Source organism: Paenibacillus sp. 01T424 (assembly GCF_056398745.1).
This window is the reverse complement of sequence record NZ_JBFTPZ010000015.1, coordinates 21,291-40,477: the sequence shown is the minus strand read 5'-3', so window position 1 is coordinate 40,477 and position 19,187 is coordinate 21,291. Positions and strand designations below refer to the sequence as shown.

Here is a 19,187-nt window from a genome sequence, read left to right as displayed (position 1 = left end):
AAGTAGCTTTAGAAAAGTTTTGAAAAATAATATATTTATTCTCTTAAATTGGTTAATTATTGAGTTAATTATTCCGATAAAAAAATTGCCTGCCTATTTCACCTATGTAGAAACTCGCAAAAATAGAGAGATAGAGGAGAGAAATCATGTTTAAACGAGTGGAGAATGAGCTGGAGCTGGCTATGTTTAACGGCATTTGGACAACCGTCTGGATGGAGAAAGGTTTTGAACTTGAATTTTCTGAAAACACTCTTGAGAGATTCGTCATTGTGACAGAGGAAGGACATTATGTAGGGACATCTGAAATTAAGCCCTATTGCTTGACTTCAAGCTCCATTAACGATGCAGGTCCGTTTCAAACGCATCCGAAAATTATTGAAGCAGGCGACGCTGTAGCTGAAATTGACAAAATTGCACTGCTCCGATCCTATAGAGGAAGGCATATCTCAGATTTGCTCTCGTCGGCAGTCTACATAGCAGAGAAGCTGCAGCTGAAATATTTTGTCTCGTTGCTTGAGCCGAAATTTATGAGGGCACTTCGTATTTCATATCAAGTACCATTAGAAAAAGTAGGAGAGAAGGTGTTCTATAAGGGAGATGACGTCATTCCCGTATTGTTCGATATGGAAAAGATGTATCGCAACAAAAATAGTTATCAATGGCTCGTCTATCCGCAAGAAGCGGTTTTGGCTGCAAACGGTGCAGGAGGAACTGGACGTACCGTTTAAACGTATGAAAACATGAGTTAACACAGAAAAGGCGGAAATGTCATGAAAAAAGAATTAACAGAACTAGACAAACGGAATCGATTGTTAATAAAAATCCTGTGGAGTTTGCTTGCTCTCGGGATCGTTACAGATCTTGCTATTGGGCTTGATGCAAAGATGGTTCTTCTTCTTGCGGGAGTCGGTATATTTTTGTGCGGTGCAGCTACTTTCATGACATACCGTGGCATTTTTACACAATTTATTAAATTTTTTGTACCCTTTATATTGACCATTATCGTTACTTTATTAATCGTATCGGATCCGAATCCTATTGTGAGCACGTACTTTTTAGTTTATGTAAACCTCRCAATCATTACTCTTTACGCAGACTATAGACCGATTATTTTGACAGGTGTTTTGGGAGCCGCAGTAAGCACATATTTATTTTTTGATCCTGTGCTGCAGCCTAAGCTATTCCCAAACGAATCGCTTGTTTATTTATTTTTGTATCTCTTATTTGCTACGGTTGCGCTCGCATTCTCAGCCGGCTTCAGCGGCAAATTGCAGYGGCAGGTAACAGACAAGCAGCGGGAAGCTTTAGCTTCTAAGGATATGGCAGAGGCGCTGCTCGCTAAACTAAACTCTTCTATTATTGTATTAACGGAGTTCAGCAGCAGCCAGCAGCTGACGGTTCGTTCCACTGGAGAAATATCGAAAGAGGTAACGGCAACGTTCTCCGAAATGTCGGCTGCGATCGAGAAGCAGACAGGGACTATTATGAACATTAGTGAATCCTCGCAGGTCATTGATACTTCGGTTAAAACGCTTTTGGAAGGTACGGAGCAGCTGAAGCAATTTTCTACGGTTAATGCAGATTTGACGGAGAACAATCGGGAGAAAATGGCTGTGTTATCGTCAGAGGTAGAAAGTGTTCGCTCTATCATTACACATACCGTGGACATGATGATTGAACTCAATGAGCAAAATGATCGTGTAAGCTCAATTGTAGAAACGATTAGTACGATTGCTGAGCAGACGAATCTACTTGCGCTTAATGCTGCGATTGAAGCAGCTCGCGCAGGCGAGCACGGCAGAGGTTTTGCTGTCGTATCAGGCGAGGTGCGCAAGCTTGCAGATAATGCGAGAGCGGCGACGAATGAAATATCTGAAATTTTGACGGGTATTCGTTCACAAATCAGTGCTGTACACGCGCAAGTTGAAAGTGGCCAAGCAGCAGTGACGACGAGCAGAGATGTGTCTTTGCAGGTTGAGAAGCTTATTGATCAGATAAACGAGAATACGGAGCTTGTGAAAAGGCATTCTGATTCAGTTGGCAGCTCTGCCAATGAACTGCATGAGCGTTATGCGAGCATGTCGAGTGAAATGCTCAATATCGCAGCTACTACGGAACAAAATATGGCTTCTGTTGAAGAGGTTCATGCCAGCATGGAAACACAGGATATGAAGATTCATACGATGGTAGAAGAATATGCTCAGCTTGATCAATTGCTTTCAGAGCTTAAGCAAATGGCGGCGAAGCATTAAGCTGATTTATCATAACATCATTCGTTTTATAGAAAACGTCAATAGAAGGAGTACTGCTTACCTCGAATGGGGTTGGCGGCTCCTGAAATGGCGTTTTTTTTTGTTAGTTTTATATGAATATGGATGAATAACTAACGGACAAATATGGAGTCACAAACCTCTGTTATCGGTGAGCAGTTAATAGAGTGATTTTGTGTATTAAATGATTTCTAAATGTTTATTACTTAGGTTCACGGCATGATAGCCATTATAATGACAAGAACAATGAAATGGTGGTTATAGCCGTTGAAGGAGATAATATATGATTGATTTTTTTCGTTTTGATACAGATGAGAATAGGATATCACTGCTAGCTCGAGCGAGGAAAGTTGCGTTATCGGCACTGCAAGAGTATGACTTGGAATGGGTGAGCATTCGATTTATTCAGCTGTCGGACACAATCACGTATAAAATTGAGACAGATACAGCGGAAAAATATTTGCTTCGAATTCATTCGGATCGACTCAGCATAGAGGAAATTCGTTCAGAGCTTGCTTTGCTTCAGGCCTTAAATAAATCGGAGGATTTGCATGTGCCAGAAGCGCTGGCAAGCTGCAGCGGCGCTTCTGTTTTGCAGATCGATACGGAAGCCGGCTATCGTCGTCCGTATGTTACTCTGATGCGATGGGTAGATGGCGAGCACGCTAGCGGGGAGTTTTCGGATCATACGGTTCATCTTATGGGTGTCATGATGGGAAGGCTTCACAAAGCGGCTGCAAATTTTGTCCCGCCTTCTGATTTTGTTCGTCCTGTTTGGGGAGCAGAGAGCTTTAGTCATCAAATGGCTAAGCTGGAACAGTATTATGGATGTTTTTTATCGGGAGAGGCATGGAGATCATATCAAGCAGCGGCTGAGAAAATCATATCGGAACTGGCTGTAATGGAACGCAGCGGCGATAACTACGGACTCATTCATGCGGATTTGCATAGCGGCAACATCGTTTTTAACGAGGATCTGCCGTATCCCATTGATTTTGGCAGATGCGGTTTTGGTTATTTTCTGTACGATATGGCAGGCTCGCTATTAGAGCTTTATCCGAAGCATCGCTGGCTGTTTATGCAAGGCTACGAGAGTGTAAGAAAGCTGGAAACGGACTATGTTAAGAGGCTTGAATGTTTTTTCGTCATGTTCATGATCGAGAATTATTGCCATCATGCCTCAGACCCAAGAGAAACAGCCAGTTTAATTGCAGAACAGCCGTATGCTCAGGCGTATATAAGAGATTATTTAAACGATACACGGTTTTTATTCCAAGTTATCGAACCTATGGAAATCGATAGAACAGCAATTTTAGGGAGGAAGGAAAATGGAGAGTGAAGGTGAAAATATGATATTAGTCCCATAAAGGCTGATCGTTGTGAAGTCCGTGCGCTGCGCGGGCTTTTTTGTGAAGGGAGAGAAGCATCAAAATAATAAAACAGATAAGGCAATTGTGAAACATTGTAAATTAAATAAACGTTTAATACTTATCTAAGCAAACAAGGCGGTGTTTAATTGGAGATAGTCAAACATTTTTTTCTTTGGATTTTTATGATTATATTGTTTGTTGCGGCAGCGGTGGTCTTGGAATTATTCGAGGGGAGCAAAATTATGACAACCGAATATTATGGTCTCCGTAATATCGGGCTGACGTTCGTTTTGCTGATGGTTGTTTACGCCTTCCTTTTTTATCCGATTACATTGCTGCCAATCTCTTTAGTTGTTCATAAGCTGGTGAAATCACTAATGATTAAGGCTTCAATCTATATCCTGTTTGGTGGATTGGTGGGCGTATATATGTTTCATTATTTATATGATAATTTTGTCTCGGGATACGAGTTGAATAGAAATAGCTCTATTATAATATTTGCGGTTGTGGGTTTGTTATATGCCCTAGCAGAAAATATGCTGCACCGCCGAATGAGGGAATGATATGGAAACATGTTTTTTGTTGACTGGGAAGCCGCGAGTAGGCAAATCGACTGCCATTGTACAGCTTATTAACCGAATAGGCGCTGAGCATGTTGGAGGATTTTATACGGAAGAAATACGGAGCGAAACGGATCGTATTGGATTTAACTGCGTAACATTGGATGGAGTAAGCAAAAGAATAGCAAGTGTAGATAGTACAAGTTCCATAAGAATAGGAAGATATGGCGTTGAATTAGAAGCTTTTGAGAATTTAGCTCTAACGTCAATTAGACATTCCTTGAAGACGAAGAAGGTAACGGTTATTGATGAAATTGGCTACATGCAAATGTTATCGGTACCTTTTCGGAAAATGGTCTATGACATGGTTTCAAGCTCGCAGCATCTCATCATAGGCACGATTTGCTTGGATAGCCATTCCGAAATTGACAAGATAAAGGAGCTGCCAGGCATCAAGCTGTACGTTATGAATGAAGAAAATAGAGAATTAACAACAGAGGCATTGGCGAACGATCTTTTTAGGTTATTGTAGGTGGTTCATTGTACGATAAAGAAGCTTCCTAATCCACGTTCTAAGTGGGTGGGGAGGCTTTTTTTTGAATGGGTAGATTTGCTCGATAATGAGTATGTGTAAGGTTAATCGTGTTTTGAGTAATCGTATCTTCTAACAGGAAAAACTCCTGTTAATTTCTCAGTTTTTACGTCAAATGCTCAATTAACAGGAAAATCTCCCGTTAATTTCGCGAAATTAGCTCTAATTCAGGAATATGAAGAAAATTAACTGGAGAATTTCCATGTAATTAGTTAAATTAGACTCTTTTTGATGAATTAACAGGAGAAATTCCCGTTAGCGTAGGGATTCTCGTATCAATTGAAGGGAATTACGTGTGAAGAATCGATTTAGTAAAGGGTTTGGGTAACATTTGCGTGAATCCCGCGTAAAAAATTGAGTTAGCCTAGGGATTCTCGTACCAATTGAGAGGAAATCCCGTGTCAAGAATCGTGTTAGCATAGGGAGTTGCGTATCATGGGGAAATTCATACGAAGAATCCAGTTAATTAAGGGTTTAGGTAATAAATTAGTGAATTCAGTGTGAAAATTTTCAGTTGGTGCAGGGAGCTCAGTAGCAAGTGGTGAAGCAAGCTTGACCTTGGCAGCAGCGAAAGCGTGGCGCCAATTTGTAAAAAAGAGTCGTGGAAATTAGACGGATAAGTGTTGACGGATGGAAAACATCATGTTAAATTTAATTTATCCTATTGAATTAGTCGGAAATGAATAATGACACTTGCATCGTCATTCATGGCAATGGTTTCGCTGTATTTGATTGCAAGTCGCGCTCGCTAGAAAACTGGAGGCGCATGCCAACCGAATGCCGAATCGGTTGTCGTGCGCCTTCTTTTTATTCAAAGGAAGAGGAGATGGGGATAGTGAGTCATGTTGGTTTTGGAGCTAATGCTCAGTCACTTGAGCAGCAATACAGTAAAGAGGTTGCCGATGCAAGAAGCCCTGATTATCCTGTACACCCGCTTATTCTGAATCGATGGTCGCCACGATCCTACTCGGAGCAGCTTGTGAGCGATGAAGAGCTTTATACGGTTTTGGAAGCTGCAAGGTGGGCGCCATCGTCCAGCAATTTGCAGCCTTGGAGATTTTACGTGGCAAGGGAAGAAGCCGAGCATGAGCAGTTCCGCAAGTTCATCGTGCCTGGCAACCGCTTGTGGACAGACCACGCACCCGTGCTGCTGCTTCTAGCTTCTGAAGCGGTTAAGCAAGATGGCAATCCGAATGTGTCGCATGCTTTCGATACAGGAGCTGCTTGGGCAACTTTGGCGCTGCAAGCGAGGCTGCTTGGTCTATCGACTCGTGCCGTTGGAGGATTTGACCGAGCGGAAGCACGCAAGATTTTAGAAGTACCCGAACATATTGCACTGCATGCCGTCATTGCACTCGGTCATCGTGGAGGACTTGATACGCTCGATGAAAAGTTTCGCGATAAAGAAATTCCGAATGGGCGTCGCCCCTTGGCTGAGAGTCTATTGGAGATTAAGGTAGATTAAACGGCTAATGCTTTCTGGAAACCTGTTTGACCATGCATTTGGTTTGATGGCACTTATACATTTAGTTTGAAAACACTCATAAATTTGGAGAGGATGTTGAATATGTCCAGAACGGTTGAGGTTGCTGATGAATGGTTGAAGCGAATACAGGATCAATTGGCAGGCGTTCAATATGGCATCGTTCAAATTACGATTCATAATGGTCAAATTGTACAAATTGATCGGACGGAGCGCAGCCGTTACGAGGTGGAGAAGCTGCCATCTGCTGCTCGCAAGCAAAGATAACCGTTTATAAGTGGAGAGGATGCGTATGAAGAACGATAGGAGCTCCAGTTTATATGAATGGCCGGATCTTGCCTTTCATCATTACTGCTTGCAAATGTATCGGCTGAACCGTGGTGTCTACAATACCATTGATCAATGGCTGTATGACAACGGTTATGCTGGAATTAAAGGCCGGCGGAAGATGATTATTCAGTTTCTAGATCACATGATCAAGCTGCAGGCGGAAGAAGGCCGTAAGTATTTATCTTTTGGCAAAGGAAATTTGGTCGCTCAGCTTAGCCAATTTGCTGCTGAACACGAAGTTCCGGTAATAAGAGCCTTGGCCGCATACTAATAATGAATATATTCGACCGGAAAACCGGAGACATTTTGCAAATGCAAAACCTGTCTCCGGTTTTTTTTTGTACAAAATTTGAGGAGGATAACGAACATGGAATATCGTAAATTGGGAAGAACAGGACTAAAAGTATCTGAGGTGAGCTTAGGTACGATGGCGTTTGGAAGATGGATTGATGAGGAGGCATCTGCTGGAATTTTGGATGCCGCGCTGGATCATGGCATTAACCTCGTGGACACTGCTAATGTATACGGGGAAGGTGAGTCGGAACGTATACTGGGCAATTTGTTAAAAGAAAGACGTCACCAAATTGTGCTGGCAACCAAAGTTCATGGCCGCGTAGGCGAAGGGGTAAATGATTCGGGGCAAAGCCGCTATCATATTTACAAGGCTGTTGAAGACAGCTTGAAACGGTTGAAAACCGATTATTTGGATCTGTATCAGGTACATCGATTTGATCCTAATACCCCTCTTGAAGAAACGCTTCGAGCTTTAGATGATCTGGTGCGTCAAGGGAAAGTAAGATACATAGGCGCTTCTAATTTTGCTGCATGGCAGCTTGCGAAGGCTCACGGTATAAGCGCGCTGCATAGCCTGCATCGCTTCGAAAGTCTCCAACCGGAATACAGCATCATCTCGCGTGAAATTGAGAAGGAAATTATACCTTTTGTGCAATCGGAGCAAGTAGGCGTTATCGTTTATAGTCCGCTTGGCAGAGGAATACTCTCTGGCAAGTATAGGGTTGGAGAAGCGCCGCCTGAAGGATCACGGCTTGCGGCAGGCGAGCAAAGGCTGGAGGAGCTTTTGAAGAAAAATGCAATTCCAGTTGCTGAGGCGATTAGACCTTTGGCGGAAGAAAAGGGCCTTACTCAAGCGCAATACGCATTGTCTTGGGTACTGAGTCGTCCTGGCATTACTTCGGCAATTCTAGGCGCTTCAAAGCTTGAGCATATTACGGAAGCTGCAAAAAGCTGGGATGTTAAACTAAGCGCTGAGGAACTGGCGAAGGCTGATGAAGCAACCTCCAATTTGGAGTCGGCAAAAGAAGCCATTCCGAGCTAATTCTATAATGGAATACATTCTACCGTATAAATGGAGGATATCAGAGCAGTGTGTGATATCCTCATTTTTTTATCAAGTTCGGATGGGAGGCGGTAAGCATGGCGGGAGTAACGATTAATCATCTATACAAAAGATATGGCAAAGACAAACACGCGGTTGTGCAGGATTTCCAGCTGGAAATTAAAGATAAGGAATTTATCGTATTCGTCGGTCCTTCCGGCTGCGGCAAATCGACGACATTAAGAATGATTGCCGGGCTTGAAGAGATCTCCGAAGGCGAAATTTATATTGGAGAGCAGCTCGTCAATAAGCTACCTCCGAAGGACCGTGATATTTCGATGGTTTTTCAGAACTATGCCCTCTACCCCAATCTAAGTGTATATGAGAATATTGCGTTTGGACTGAGGATGCGCAAGCTTCCTAAGCATGAGATCGATTTGGCGGTAAAAAATGCTAGCCGAATTCTGGAGATTGAGCCGTATTTAAATCGCAAGCCAAAGGAGCTGTCGGGCGGTCAGCGCCAGCGGGTGGCGCTTGGCAGAGCTATCGTGCGTGACCCGAAGCTGTTTTTGATGGATGAGCCGTTGTCTAACTTAGATGCCAAGCTTAGAGTAACAATGCGTATGGAAATAACGAAGCTGCACAAAAAATTAGGCACAACCTTTATATTCGTTACCCATGATCAGGTCGAAGCGATGACGATGGCGGACCGTATTGTCGTGATGAAGGGCGGACTCATTCAACAATGTGATACGCCGGAGCTGATCTACTCCAAACCTTCGAATACGTTTGTTGCGAGCTTCATAGGTTCTCCTCAAATCAATTTCATTCATGGACGCGTGCAGGAAAATCCGCAGGGGCGATTAGAGTTTCATACGAATCGTTTTCAACTGAAGTTAAATGAAGTGATGGAGGATATTTTACGCAAAAATAACCAACTAAACAAATCGGTGATATTAGGTATAAGGCCGGAAAATGTGAAGCTGGAAGGCTTGTTCTCGGAGACGATCATTACCGGAACCTATAAGGACAATGAACTTATGGGCGCTGATCGTTTTCTTTATTTAGACATCGGACAGGAGAAGCTGCTCATTGCACGCGTCGATCCCGATAATCGTTTTGCTGAAAATGAGAAAGTGAAAGTAGAGCTTGATATATCGAAGGCTCATTTCTTTCATAAGGATACGGGTGAAAGATTTACAGAATGATCGGTATTTGCGAAGGAGGGAGGCGGCTTAACCTTTATGAATAAGAAACGGAAATGGCTTGTCTATGGTGCCAGTATTGTCATTGCAGCATGGCTGCTTAATGCTGGAGCGGCAGTAAACTCAGAATCTGGAGACAAAACCGATACGGTCCAATATGACAAGCTCGTAACTACATTTAATTATGAGGTTGATCCTTATTTTAGCGATGCGCTGGCAGCATGGCAGGAGAAGGGCCTGAGCAATGCAACAACTTCAATTCAGCTGGATGCAGCGAAGCCATCTCGTGTATCGAATGAAGAGGAGATCAAAGCAGGCGATTATGACGGTAAATCAAACATACTGATTTGGAATACAAGGAACACAGGATGGGTTGAATATCAAGTTGACGTTGCAGAGAGTGCGCTGTATGAAATCCACGTATCTTATAACCCTCTGAAGGATGGAAGAAAGGGACCGATCGGGTGGGAGGTAACGATAGATGGCCAAAGGCCGTTTAGGGAAGCCTCTTCCATATCCTTATATCGGACATGGGAGGATGTGCGCCCTATTCTGAAGAACTCAGACGGCGATGAAATTCGTCCTCGTTCGATTGATGTGTCGGGCTGGAGCGAGAAGCCGTTAACGGATTCAGGAGGGGCATATGCGCAGCCTTTGCAATGGCATTTCGAACAAGGAACGCATACCATTCGATTGCAAGGGTTTGACCCCGTTGCGCTTGAGCGAATTAAGCTTGTTCCGAGCAAGCAAATACCTGATTATGCTGAAGTTAAGGCTGCGTATGCCGATACGCCTTCTCTTGCGGGCGATGTATTGACGATTCAAGCGGAGGATTTTACGAGCAAAAATGATACGGCAATAAAGCTATTTTCGGATAAAAACTCACGCACGCTGCCGCGGTATACGGGAAGAATTATTTACAATACGGTCGGCGGTCCGCGCTGGCTTGAACAAAACCAGGAAATCTCATGGTCGTTTGAGGTGCCGGAGAGCGGCTTGTACAAAATAGGCTTTCGCGCTCTGCAAAATACGATAGCTCAGAAAACCTCCTACCGGGTCGTTCGAGTGGATGGAGAGGTACCGTTTACGCAATTTTTAGCGTATGGCTTTCCTTATTCTACTGGTTGGAACGGAATGATTTTGCAGGACGAAAAAAAGAATCCGTATTTGCTTAATCTAGAGAAGGGCAAACATACGTTGTCGCTAGCCGTCACACAATCGCCTATTAAGTCTATCGTTGTGGATGTCGAGAAGCTGATCGCTCATTTGGATGCGATTGACTGGGATTTGCGTACGATTACAGGCTCGAGCTCGAAGAAGACCATTGACCGCAATCGTACGTGGAACATGGAGCAGGACTTCCCAGGGATGACTGACAAGATGGCGCTGGCAGCGGATGYCATGGAGTCACTGTCGAAGCGGGTAGTTAAAGCAAATGGCAACAAGGATTCAATCAGTCAAGGACTCGATACATCAGCAAAGGATTTGCGAGCATTGCTTAAGAAGCCTGAAGAAATTCCTTATCAGGTCGAAGAGATTTCTTCGATGAGAGAGAAATTCGGTACTTTTATCGATACACTGCTCAAGCAATCGCTGCAGCTGGATGAGGTTTATATTATTCCCGAGAAGACGGATGCTCCGAAAATGGAAGCTGGTTTTTTTGGCCGGCTATGGGGCAGCGCTCAAAACTTTATTTACTCTTTCGATGCGAGGGACAGCCTTAACGATTTGGACGACAAGAAGCTGAACATTTGGGTTCAGCGCGGCAGGGATTATGTGGATCAGCTGCAGCAGCTTGCTGATGAGTCGTTCACGCCAGAAACAGGCATTGAGGTAAAGGTGAACCTGCTTCCAAATGCTGAGCTTTTGCTTATGTCTAATGCAGCTGGCGTGCAGCCGGATATTGCCCTTGGCTTGACGCAGGATTTGCCAGTCGATTATGCCATTCGCGGTACGCTGCAGGATTTAAGCAAGTTTGAAGATTTTGATCAGTTGTATCCGAAGTTTAGTCCGGGATCGTGGCTGCCGCTGCACTACGATGGCGGTTATTATGGCGTGCCGGAAACGCAGTCGTTTCAAGTTCTCTATTACCGCAAGGATATTTTGAAGCGTATTGGAGCTGAAATTCCCGAGACATGGGAGGACGTATATCAGCTATTGCCTACGCTGCAGCAAAACTTTATGAACTTCTACGTAAATCCGAAGGAGTTTACGCATTTCTTCTATCAAAATGGCGTCGAGTTTTATGAACCCGGCGGTGTGAAATCAGGTCTCGATGGTCCAGAGGCTTATCGTGCTTTCAAGCAATGGACGGATCTATTTAATACATACGCTGTGGAGCGGGAGGTGCCGAGCTTCTATCAGCATTTCCGCAGCGGAACGATGCCAATCGGCATATCGGATTACAACATGTATGTGCAGCTTTCGGCTGCTGCGCCTGAGCTGAATGGACGCTGGGGCATCGCGCTTATTCCCGGTACGAAGCAGGCGGACGGATCGATAAGCCGCTGGGCTGGCGGGGGGCAGCGTACGGGTGTCATTTTTGACAAGTCCAATAAAAAAGCAGAGTCATGGCAATTCCTGAAGTGGTGGTTGTCAGCTGAGGTGCAGGAGCAATATGGCTCTGATTTGGAAGCGGTCAATGGCGTCGCTTTCCGCTGGAATACGTCCAACGTGGAAGCCTTCACGCATCTGCCGTGGAAAAAGGAGGATGCTGAAATTATTTTGAACCAGTGGAAATGGTATAAGGATATTCCGAATGTGCCCGGCGGATATTTCTTGGAACGCGAGATTCATAATGCATGGAATCGATCCGTTGTTGGAACAGCGAATTATATGTCCTCCTTGGAGCAAGCCGTTCGGGACATTAACCGCGAGCTTCTAAGGAAGCAGCAGGAATTTGGCTACATCAATGAGCGAGGCGAACAGGTGAATAAGCTGGACATTCCTATTGTCGATCAGCCTTGGGAAGGGATTGATCGTTATGTGGAGTAGATTATGGTCGTATCGTATTTCGTATTTGTTTATCGCGCCGTTTCTGATATGCTTCGCTCTGTTTATCGTTATTCCGATTCTTGCCGCGGTAGGCTTAAGCTTTACCTATTACAACGGGATTGAGCCTCCTCGCTTTATTGGCTGGAGCAACTTTCAGTATTTGATCGCGCAGGATCTGCTGTTCCTAAAATATGCGCTGCCCAATACATTTAAGTTTGCTGTCATTGTTGGTCCCGGCGGTTATGCTGCCGCCTTCCTGCTCGCATGGCTTATTTCACGGCTGCGCGGCGGCGTTCGCAAGTGGGTGGCGCTTGCGATGTATACGCCATCGCTTACCGTTGGCATAGCGATGACGATTATCTGGCTTCCCTTGCTGTCGGGCGATCGCATTGGCTATTTGAACAGCTTTCTATTAAAAGCAGGCCTTATCGACGTGCCAAAGTTATGGGTGACCAGTCCAGAGTTTCTTATGAACTCGATGATCGTCGTCACATTGTGGTCGAGCATGGGTGTAGGCTTCCTAGCAATGCTGGCGGGTATTCTTAACGTGGATACGATACTTTATGAGGCAGGAAGAATCGACGGCATCAGAAACAACATACAGGAGCTATGGTATATTACGATTCCGTCCATGAAGCCGCAAATGCTGTTTGGCGCCGTAATGGCGATTGTTACGACCTTTAAGACCGGATCAATTGGTGTTGAGCTATCCGGTCAAAACCCGACGCCCGAATATGCCGGGCATTTGATCGTGAACCATATTAACGATTATGGTCTCATCCGTTTTGAAATGGGTTATGCGGCGACGGTTTCGGTGTTTCTTCTTATATTTATGTATTTCGCGAACAAGCTCAGCTGGGGATTGTTCGGTACGAAGGAGGAGTAACAGCTGAAACAATCAAGCCTTGGTATAAAAATAAGCTTTAATCTGTTCATGCTTATCATATCCGTCATCATGATCCTGCCGATCATTTATATTTTTAATCATGCCTTCAAGCCTTATCATGAATTGTTCGTCTATCCGCCGACCTTCTTTGTGAAGGAGCCGAACATTCAGAACTTTGTTGAGCTCTTTTGGGTAACGTCCAATTCAATCGTTCCGGTATCGCGCTATTTGTTCAATAGTTTGTTCATTTCGGCTGCGAGTGTTGTTGGCGTGACGACTGTGAGTGCGCTTTGCGCTTATCCGTTGTCAAAACATCCTTTTCCGGGCCGCGCATTCATCTTTGCTACGATTATTCTAATGCTGATGTTTACGCCGGAGGTTATTCAAATTCCGAGGTATTTGGTCGTCAGCCACCTTGGCATTATGAATACGTATTGGGGGCATTTGCTGCCCGTACTTGCTTTGCCGGTGGGCGTGTTCCTGCTCAAGCAATTCGTGGATCAGATTCCTGATTCACTGCTGGAGGCTGCACGAATAGACGGGGCAAACGAATTTATCGTATTTGCTCGTATCGTCATTCCGATGTGTATGCCGGCCATCGCAACCGTTGCGATACTCTCCTTTCAGAACTCTTGGGGCAACGTGGAGACATCGATGCTGTTCATGCAGGACGATGAAATGAAAAACTTTCCGTTTTTCCTATCGACATTGACCAATAACTTGGCGAACAATGTGGCACGTCAAGGCGCCGCTGCTGTAGCAGCGCTTATTATGCTCGTTCCGAATTTAATTTTCTTTGTTATTTTGCAAAGCAAGGTCATTTCGACAATGGCGCATTCCGGTATTAAATAAGGGGGAAATCGTTTGAAGAACAGGAGGCTGCGGATTCGTCCGATCATTATAATCCTGATTACGGCGATTTACATAGCTTGGCCCATCTCACCGGCCACAGCCTCGCAGTTACCGTACGAAACCTACTATAAGGATGGATTCGGACAGCTGGTGAAGACGCAAGCGGCTTACATTCCTGCTGGCATTATTGGCACGGATGTTGAGATTACGGAAGCAAACCAAGCTGCGGGAGCCGAAGGGAAAACAAAGCTGCAGCTTAATCAGCCCAAGGATCTATTTGTGGATGATAAGGATCATATTTACATCGCAGACACGGGCAATAATCGAATCGTACACTTGGATGAGCAAGGCCAATATATTCGTGAAATCAAAGTAACAGAAAGCCCCCTCAAGAAGCCAAGCGGCATTTATGTCGATGAAGCTGGAGAGATTTACGTTGCAGATACGGGCAACAACCGGGTTGTAAGGCTCGATCAAGAAGGCAAGCTGCTAAAAGCATTTGGCCGTCCGGAGTCCAGCTATTTGCCGCCGGCTTTCAAGTATGATCCGGTTAACCTCATTGTAGATAAGCGCGGCTTTATTTATGTAACGACGCTTGGCGCTTTTCAAGGCTTGGTACAGCTTGATCCAGAGGGCAATTTCATTAGTTTTTTTGGGCCGAATAGCGTAAGCTTCTCTTTGTTTGATGCATTTAAGCGATTTGTATATACGCGGGAAATGTATCAAAGGGAGCTGAAGAAGCTGCCTGGAGCTATCGCCAACTCAACGATAGACAAAAACGGATTTATTTATACGGTGACGAAGGAAATTAGCGCGGATCAGGTGAAGAAGCTCAACATCGCGGGTCTCGACCAGCTGGTAGGCAAAGGTGAATTTGCTGCCCTGCAGCCGGTGCGTTCTTACGGAGAGGTATTTCACAGAACGAAGCAAAGTGTAAGTCCCCAGCTCAATGATATTACGGTGGATGCTGCCGGCAACTTTACTGTGATCGACTCTGTAGGCAATATGATTAGTCAATATGATTCGAATGGCAATCTGTTGTTTTTCTGGGGCGGGGATGTCATTACCGCTACGTCCAAGACAGGAATCGTCAAAGCGCCAGCAGCTATTGCGAGCAATTCCAAGGGTGAGCTGCTCGTGCTGGACAGCGTCAATAATTTCATTCAAGTGCTGCGGCTGTCTGAGTTCGGCCATCTCGTCCACGAAGCGAATCAATTAACGCAGGAAGGCAGATACGAGCAAAGCGAGCCGCTCTGGAGCGAGGTTCATCGTTTAAATGCACAATATACACCGGCACTGATCGGTTTGGCGAAGGCCGCTTACAAAAAAGAGGAGTACGCAAGATCGGAGCAGCTGTTTTATCAGGCAGGCGTAGTAGGCGGCTATTCAGAATCCTTTTGGCAAAATCGGTTGACGTGGTTCCAGAAGCACTTTGGCGTCCTCATGAATGTGGCGCTCGTGCTTGGCATCGTGTATCTTCTCTGGAATGTTTTATCCAAAAAGCTTCGCTTAAAAGGCAAACCATCAGCTAAACGCAGTGCTAGGCATCCGATACTTGAACAGCTGCAGCATATGTTCTATTTAATAAAACATCCTGTAGACGGCTTCTATGCTATTCGGTACGAAAACAAAGCAGGATGGTTAAGCAGCATACTGATACTTGTATTTGCATTAGCATCGTACGGATATATGCAGGCGGGCACAAGCTTTGTCTTTAACCCTGCTGTGCATGTCGGTATTGATTTGTTTCCCATTACGATTCAATTTATCGGAATTTGGCTCGGCTTTGTCGTCTCCAACTATTTAATCAGCTCGCTTCTTAGAGGTGAGGGACGGTTCCGAGACGTATTTTATGGCAGCTGCTATGCCTTATTTCCGATTATTCTCATCGGTATACCTGTAACTCTACTCTCGAATGTACTGACCTTAAACGAGCTGGCGATCTTTAAGTTTTTGAAGCTGTTTATCGTTTTATGGGTAGTATTCCTGTTCATATGGATGGTGCAAGGCATACACAACTATACCTTCATCGAAGCTATTTTTATTATCCTCTTATCGTTGCTTGCGCTTGCGATAATCGTCATTCTTATTTTCATCTTGATTAGCCTAAGCATAGAATTGGTCAACTTTATTAATTCCTTATATCAGGAGGTGATCATCCGATGACTGTACGCAAAATAAACATAAAGCTCGTTATGAAGCTGCTGCTCTTAGCTGTTTTGCTGACCGGTATAGGATGGTTTGCTCTTGTGGCGGTCGGGTTATGGGGTAAACCCGCCGACGTGGCCGTAGTTGCTGCAAATCCATTTGAAACGAAAGGCACTGTTCCCTATAAAGCGGGATTGCCAGTTGAAGCAAATTTTGAGCAAATCGCAGAATCAGACCAATTACTGTTGCTTGTAGATAAGGAATCAGCTCACTTCCAAGTAATCAATAAAGCAACAGGGAAGATATGGCGTTCCTATCCAGAGCCGAAGTATTGGGAGGAAGAAACGGTACCGAATACGTGGAAAAATAATTTAACTTCTCCCGTCATCATTGAATACGTAAATGCTAAAAACTACAAATCCTCTTCTGTAACTGCCGGATTAATCGAGAACCAAGGTTACTTGGAAAACTTCCAGGCTGCGGAAAATGGATTTTCGGTCACCTTCGCGCTGCCGAAGGTGCAGTTGAAAATTCCGATTGAGGTGCGTCTGCACAAGGACTATGTAGAGACGAGAATTTTGGATGAGGGAATCGTCGAAGGCGCTTTAAGCTTATTGAATATTAAGCTTTACCCTTTGTTTGGGGCTCAGCCGTCTGCTGGCCAAGAGGGTTACCTTTTGCTGCCGGACGGCTCCGGCTCGTTGATCCATTTTGAGGCAGATCGCTTGATGCAGCAGTTGACCTACAATGAGAGTGTTTATGGGCAGGATCTATCCTATTACAACGAAAATACAGGCAGACAGGGGATTACGATGCCTGTATTCGGCTTAAAGACAGGGGATCAGGCGTTTGTTGCGATCATCTCCGAAGGGGAGTCGTTCGCGAATGTTTATGCAGCGCCGTCAGGCGCGGTGGGCCGCTCGAACTGGGTGACGACCGAATGGCAGTATCGGAAAAAGTTTTTCCAAAGTGTAAGCAAGAGCACGGGTGAAGGCTTCTATACATACAGCGGCGATAAGTTTATAACGAAAGCTCGCGCAACGCGTTATTATCCACTGCTCCCTAATAAAAGCGATTATGCTGGCATGGCGGAGGTTTATCGCAATTATTTGATTCAAGAGCAGGGTGTAAAACCGCTGGAAACAAACAAAAAAGACATTCCGCTGTTTGTAGATATTGTAGGCGCAGACATCGAGAAGGGGCTTTTTGCAGATTCATATTTAAAAGCGACTACGACAGAAGAGGCGACCGAGCTTGTTCGTTCGATTTATGACAGCGGCATTCAGCATCTGCAAATTCAATTCTCAGGGTGGCAGCAGGACGGTTACAGCACGCATGGCGGCTACTTTCCTGTAGATAAGCGCTTAGGTGGAAACAAAGGGATGAAAAGCTTTATCTCCTTCGCTCATACCTTGGATATTCCTGTTTATTTGACGGCGAATTATACGCTCAATACGAATGGCGATGATCGGTTCTGGTGGAGGCGCGACGGCTTGCGCAATTTGGCAGGAACGGTGCTGGAGGAAAGGGGAAATGAGGACCAGGATGCAGCGAAGTTTGTAAGCCCGAGGTTTTATGAGAAGGTGGTCTCGGCCGATTTGAACAGCTATAAGAGCTTGGGAGCAGACGGCATCTATTTCGAGGATGGCATTGGCAAGCAGGTCAATACGGATTTCAACAGCCGATACTTGGCGAGCAGGGCAGAGGTTGTCGATGTACAGCGCAGCATTTTGAACAAGAGCAAGGAAGCACTCGGGTCGCTTGTGGCGAATAATGTGAATTTCTATGCGCTAGCTCAAATCGACCATATCCATCGCCTAACCGCTGATTATTCGTATGATGTCTTCATCAGTGAAGCGATTCCTTTTGCCCAAATCGTTCTCCATGGCTTGCGCACATATTCGCTGGAATGGTCTAATTTGCGCGATGAGTTTGATGATGAGCTGCTCCGCAGCATTGAATATGGGGCATACCCTGCTTATGTGCTTAGCGGCGACAAGGCAGCTGATTTGAAAAATTCCTATTCCTACTGGTATTACAGCTTGAACTATAAGGATTGGATCGATCATTTAAGTGCTGAATATGCCAAAACCAATGAGGCGCTTGCAGCTGTGCAGGAGCAGTTTATTACGGGACATCGTACGCTCGCTCCAAATGTGAAGGAAACAGAGTATGGCAGCGATTATCGCATTATCGTCAATTATAATCAGACCGATTACAGCAAGAATGGCATTATCGTTCCAGCAAAAGACTTTGTCGTCATAAAAGGAGGAACGAAGCCATGAGATGGAGTCGCAAGCTGGAAAATACGACAGTTAGGAAGCTCGAAGGCTCCCTGTTTATCGCGCCTTGGGTGTTTGGCTTCCTCGTTTTTGTGGCGTTCCCGCTCGGCTATTCGCTGTACATGAGCTTTCATCAGGTGAAAATTACGGTGAGCAGCGTCAACTATACGTTTATTGGACTCAGCCATTACCGGGAAATTTTGATCGCGAACGGAAGCTTGCTCTATGAGGAGCTGTTCCCGTTTCTAAGGGAGTCTGCCATGATGATTCCGATCATTCTTGTCTTTTCCCTGTTTGTCGCCATTTTGCTTAATTTGCGTTTTCCAGGCAGAACGCTGTTTCGGGTCATCTTCTTTTTGCCTGTTATTTTCTCCTCTGGCCAGATTGTGCAGGAGTTTATTGCGCAGGGGGAAGGCTCTCTCAGCATTATGGAGACGCTGCGTATCGACTATTATTTGCGTGAATATGTTCCGGGATCATGGGCGGCTCCGATTCAAAAGGTCATGAGCTCATTTGTTCTCGTCCTTTGGTATTCAGGCGTGCAAATCCTTATTTTCCTTGCTGGACGCCAGACGCTGCCAGCATCTGTGTACGAGGCTTCCCGTATTGACGGCTCGGGACCTTGGAATACATTTTGGAAAATAACGCTGCCCGGTCTTGTCCCTTATATCTTCTTGAACTTAATGTACACGGTAGTCGATTTATTCACCTTCCCATCCAATCCGATTGTCAGCCGAGTGAATACGAGCAATTATGGCAGCTCCAGCGCTTTGGCATGGATCTATTTCTTAATCATCCTAACCTTCGTACTCTTGACCTTATTGCTATACAGCCGAGTGGATAAGTCGCTTTCAGGAAAACGATAAGTGGGAAAGAGAG

General features: G+C 45.0%; 16 protein-coding genes. All 16 read left to right on the top strand.

Features of this window, described 5'->3' with window-relative positions:
* Window positions 1-146: 146 nt before the first annotated feature.
* Window positions 147-728, top strand: a complete 582-nt coding sequence (locus AC1DPK_RS13755) for a GNAT family N-acetyltransferase (protein WP_477510662.1) — start codon at window positions 147-149, stop codon at window positions 726-728.
* Between the two features lie 42 nt (window positions 729-770).
* Window positions 771-2,252 carry a methyl-accepting chemotaxis protein gene (locus AC1DPK_RS13750; RefSeq protein ID WP_477510661.1) on the top strand — a complete coding sequence of 494 codons (1,482 nt, stop codon included), beginning with the start codon at window positions 771-773 and terminating at the stop codon, window positions 2,250-2,252.
* 301 nt (window positions 2,253-2,553) lie between these two features.
* Window positions 2,554-3,609: a phosphotransferase enzyme family protein gene (locus tag AC1DPK_RS13745; protein ID WP_477510660.1), complete on the top strand. Its 1,056-nt coding sequence runs from the start codon at window positions 2,554-2,556 to the stop codon at window positions 3,607-3,609.
* Window positions 3,610-3,786: 177 nt separating this feature from the next.
* Entirely contained in the window at window positions 3,787-4,203 is a 417-nt protein-coding gene (locus tag AC1DPK_RS13740; protein ID WP_076269040.1) for a hypothetical protein, read from the top strand.
* A gap of 1 nt (window position 4,204) precedes the next feature.
* Window positions 4,205-4,732 (top strand): nucleoside-triphosphatase, encoded by a 528-nt coding sequence (locus tag AC1DPK_RS13735; protein WP_477510659.1) that lies wholly within the window; start codon window positions 4,205-4,207, stop codon window positions 4,730-4,732.
* Window positions 4,733-5,471: 739 nt separating this feature from the next.
* Window positions 5,472-6,257 (top strand): nitroreductase family protein, encoded by a 786-nt coding sequence (locus AC1DPK_RS13730; protein ID WP_477510658.1) that lies wholly within the window; start codon window positions 5,472-5,474, stop codon window positions 6,255-6,257.
* Window positions 6,258-6,359: 102 nt separating this feature from the next.
* Window positions 6,360-6,542 carry a YezD family protein gene (locus tag AC1DPK_RS13725; RefSeq protein WP_076269036.1) on the top strand — a complete coding sequence of 61 codons (183 nt, stop codon included), beginning with the start codon at window positions 6,360-6,362 and terminating at the stop codon, window positions 6,540-6,542.
* A gap of 25 nt (window positions 6,543-6,567) precedes the next feature.
* Window positions 6,568-6,876 carry a hypothetical protein gene (locus tag AC1DPK_RS13720; protein ID WP_477510657.1) on the top strand — a complete coding sequence of 103 codons (309 nt, stop codon included), beginning with the start codon at window positions 6,568-6,570 and terminating at the stop codon, window positions 6,874-6,876.
* Between the two features lie 96 nt (window positions 6,877-6,972).
* Window positions 6,973-7,941 (top strand): aldo/keto reductase, encoded by a 969-nt coding sequence (locus tag AC1DPK_RS13715; RefSeq protein ID WP_477510656.1) that lies wholly within the window; start codon window positions 6,973-6,975, stop codon window positions 7,939-7,941.
* Between the two features lie 98 nt (window positions 7,942-8,039).
* Window positions 8,040-9,149, top strand: coding sequence for an ABC transporter ATP-binding protein (locus AC1DPK_RS13710; RefSeq protein ID WP_477510655.1), 1,110 nt, complete (start codon window positions 8,040-8,042; stop codon window positions 9,147-9,149).
* Between the two features lie 36 nt (window positions 9,150-9,185).
* Window positions 9,186-12,140 (top strand): extracellular solute-binding protein, encoded by a 2,955-nt coding sequence (locus AC1DPK_RS13705; RefSeq protein ID WP_477510654.1) that lies wholly within the window; start codon window positions 9,186-9,188, stop codon window positions 12,138-12,140.
* Window positions 12,130-13,026 carry a carbohydrate ABC transporter permease gene (locus tag AC1DPK_RS13700; protein ID WP_083682186.1) on the top strand — a complete coding sequence of 299 codons (897 nt, stop codon included), beginning with the start codon at window positions 12,130-12,132 and terminating at the stop codon, window positions 13,024-13,026. The genes AC1DPK_RS13705 and AC1DPK_RS13700 overlap by 11 nt, the downstream gene beginning before the upstream one ends.
* 48 nt (window positions 13,027-13,074) lie before the next feature.
* Window positions 13,075-13,878 (top strand): carbohydrate ABC transporter permease, encoded by an 804-nt coding sequence (locus AC1DPK_RS13695; protein WP_477510653.1) that lies wholly within the window; start codon window positions 13,075-13,077, stop codon window positions 13,876-13,878.
* A gap of 12 nt (window positions 13,879-13,890) precedes the next feature.
* On the top strand, window positions 13,891-16,044 hold the full coding sequence (locus tag AC1DPK_RS13690) for an SMP-30/gluconolactonase/LRE family protein (RefSeq protein WP_477510652.1): 2,154 nt from the start codon (window positions 13,891-13,893) through the stop codon (window positions 16,042-16,044).
* Window positions 16,041-18,311 carry a DUF5696 domain-containing protein gene (locus AC1DPK_RS13685; protein WP_477510651.1) on the top strand — a complete coding sequence of 757 codons (2,271 nt, stop codon included), beginning with the start codon at window positions 16,041-16,043 and terminating at the stop codon, window positions 18,309-18,311. The genes AC1DPK_RS13690 and AC1DPK_RS13685 overlap by 4 nt, the downstream gene beginning before the upstream one ends.
* Complete coding sequence (locus tag AC1DPK_RS13680; RefSeq protein WP_076269028.1) at window positions 18,308-19,174, top strand: carbohydrate ABC transporter permease; 867 nt, start codon at window positions 18,308-18,310, stop codon at window positions 19,172-19,174. Before AC1DPK_RS13685 ends, AC1DPK_RS13680 begins: the two co-directional genes overlap by 4 nt.
* Window positions 19,175-19,187: the final 13 nt, after the last annotated feature.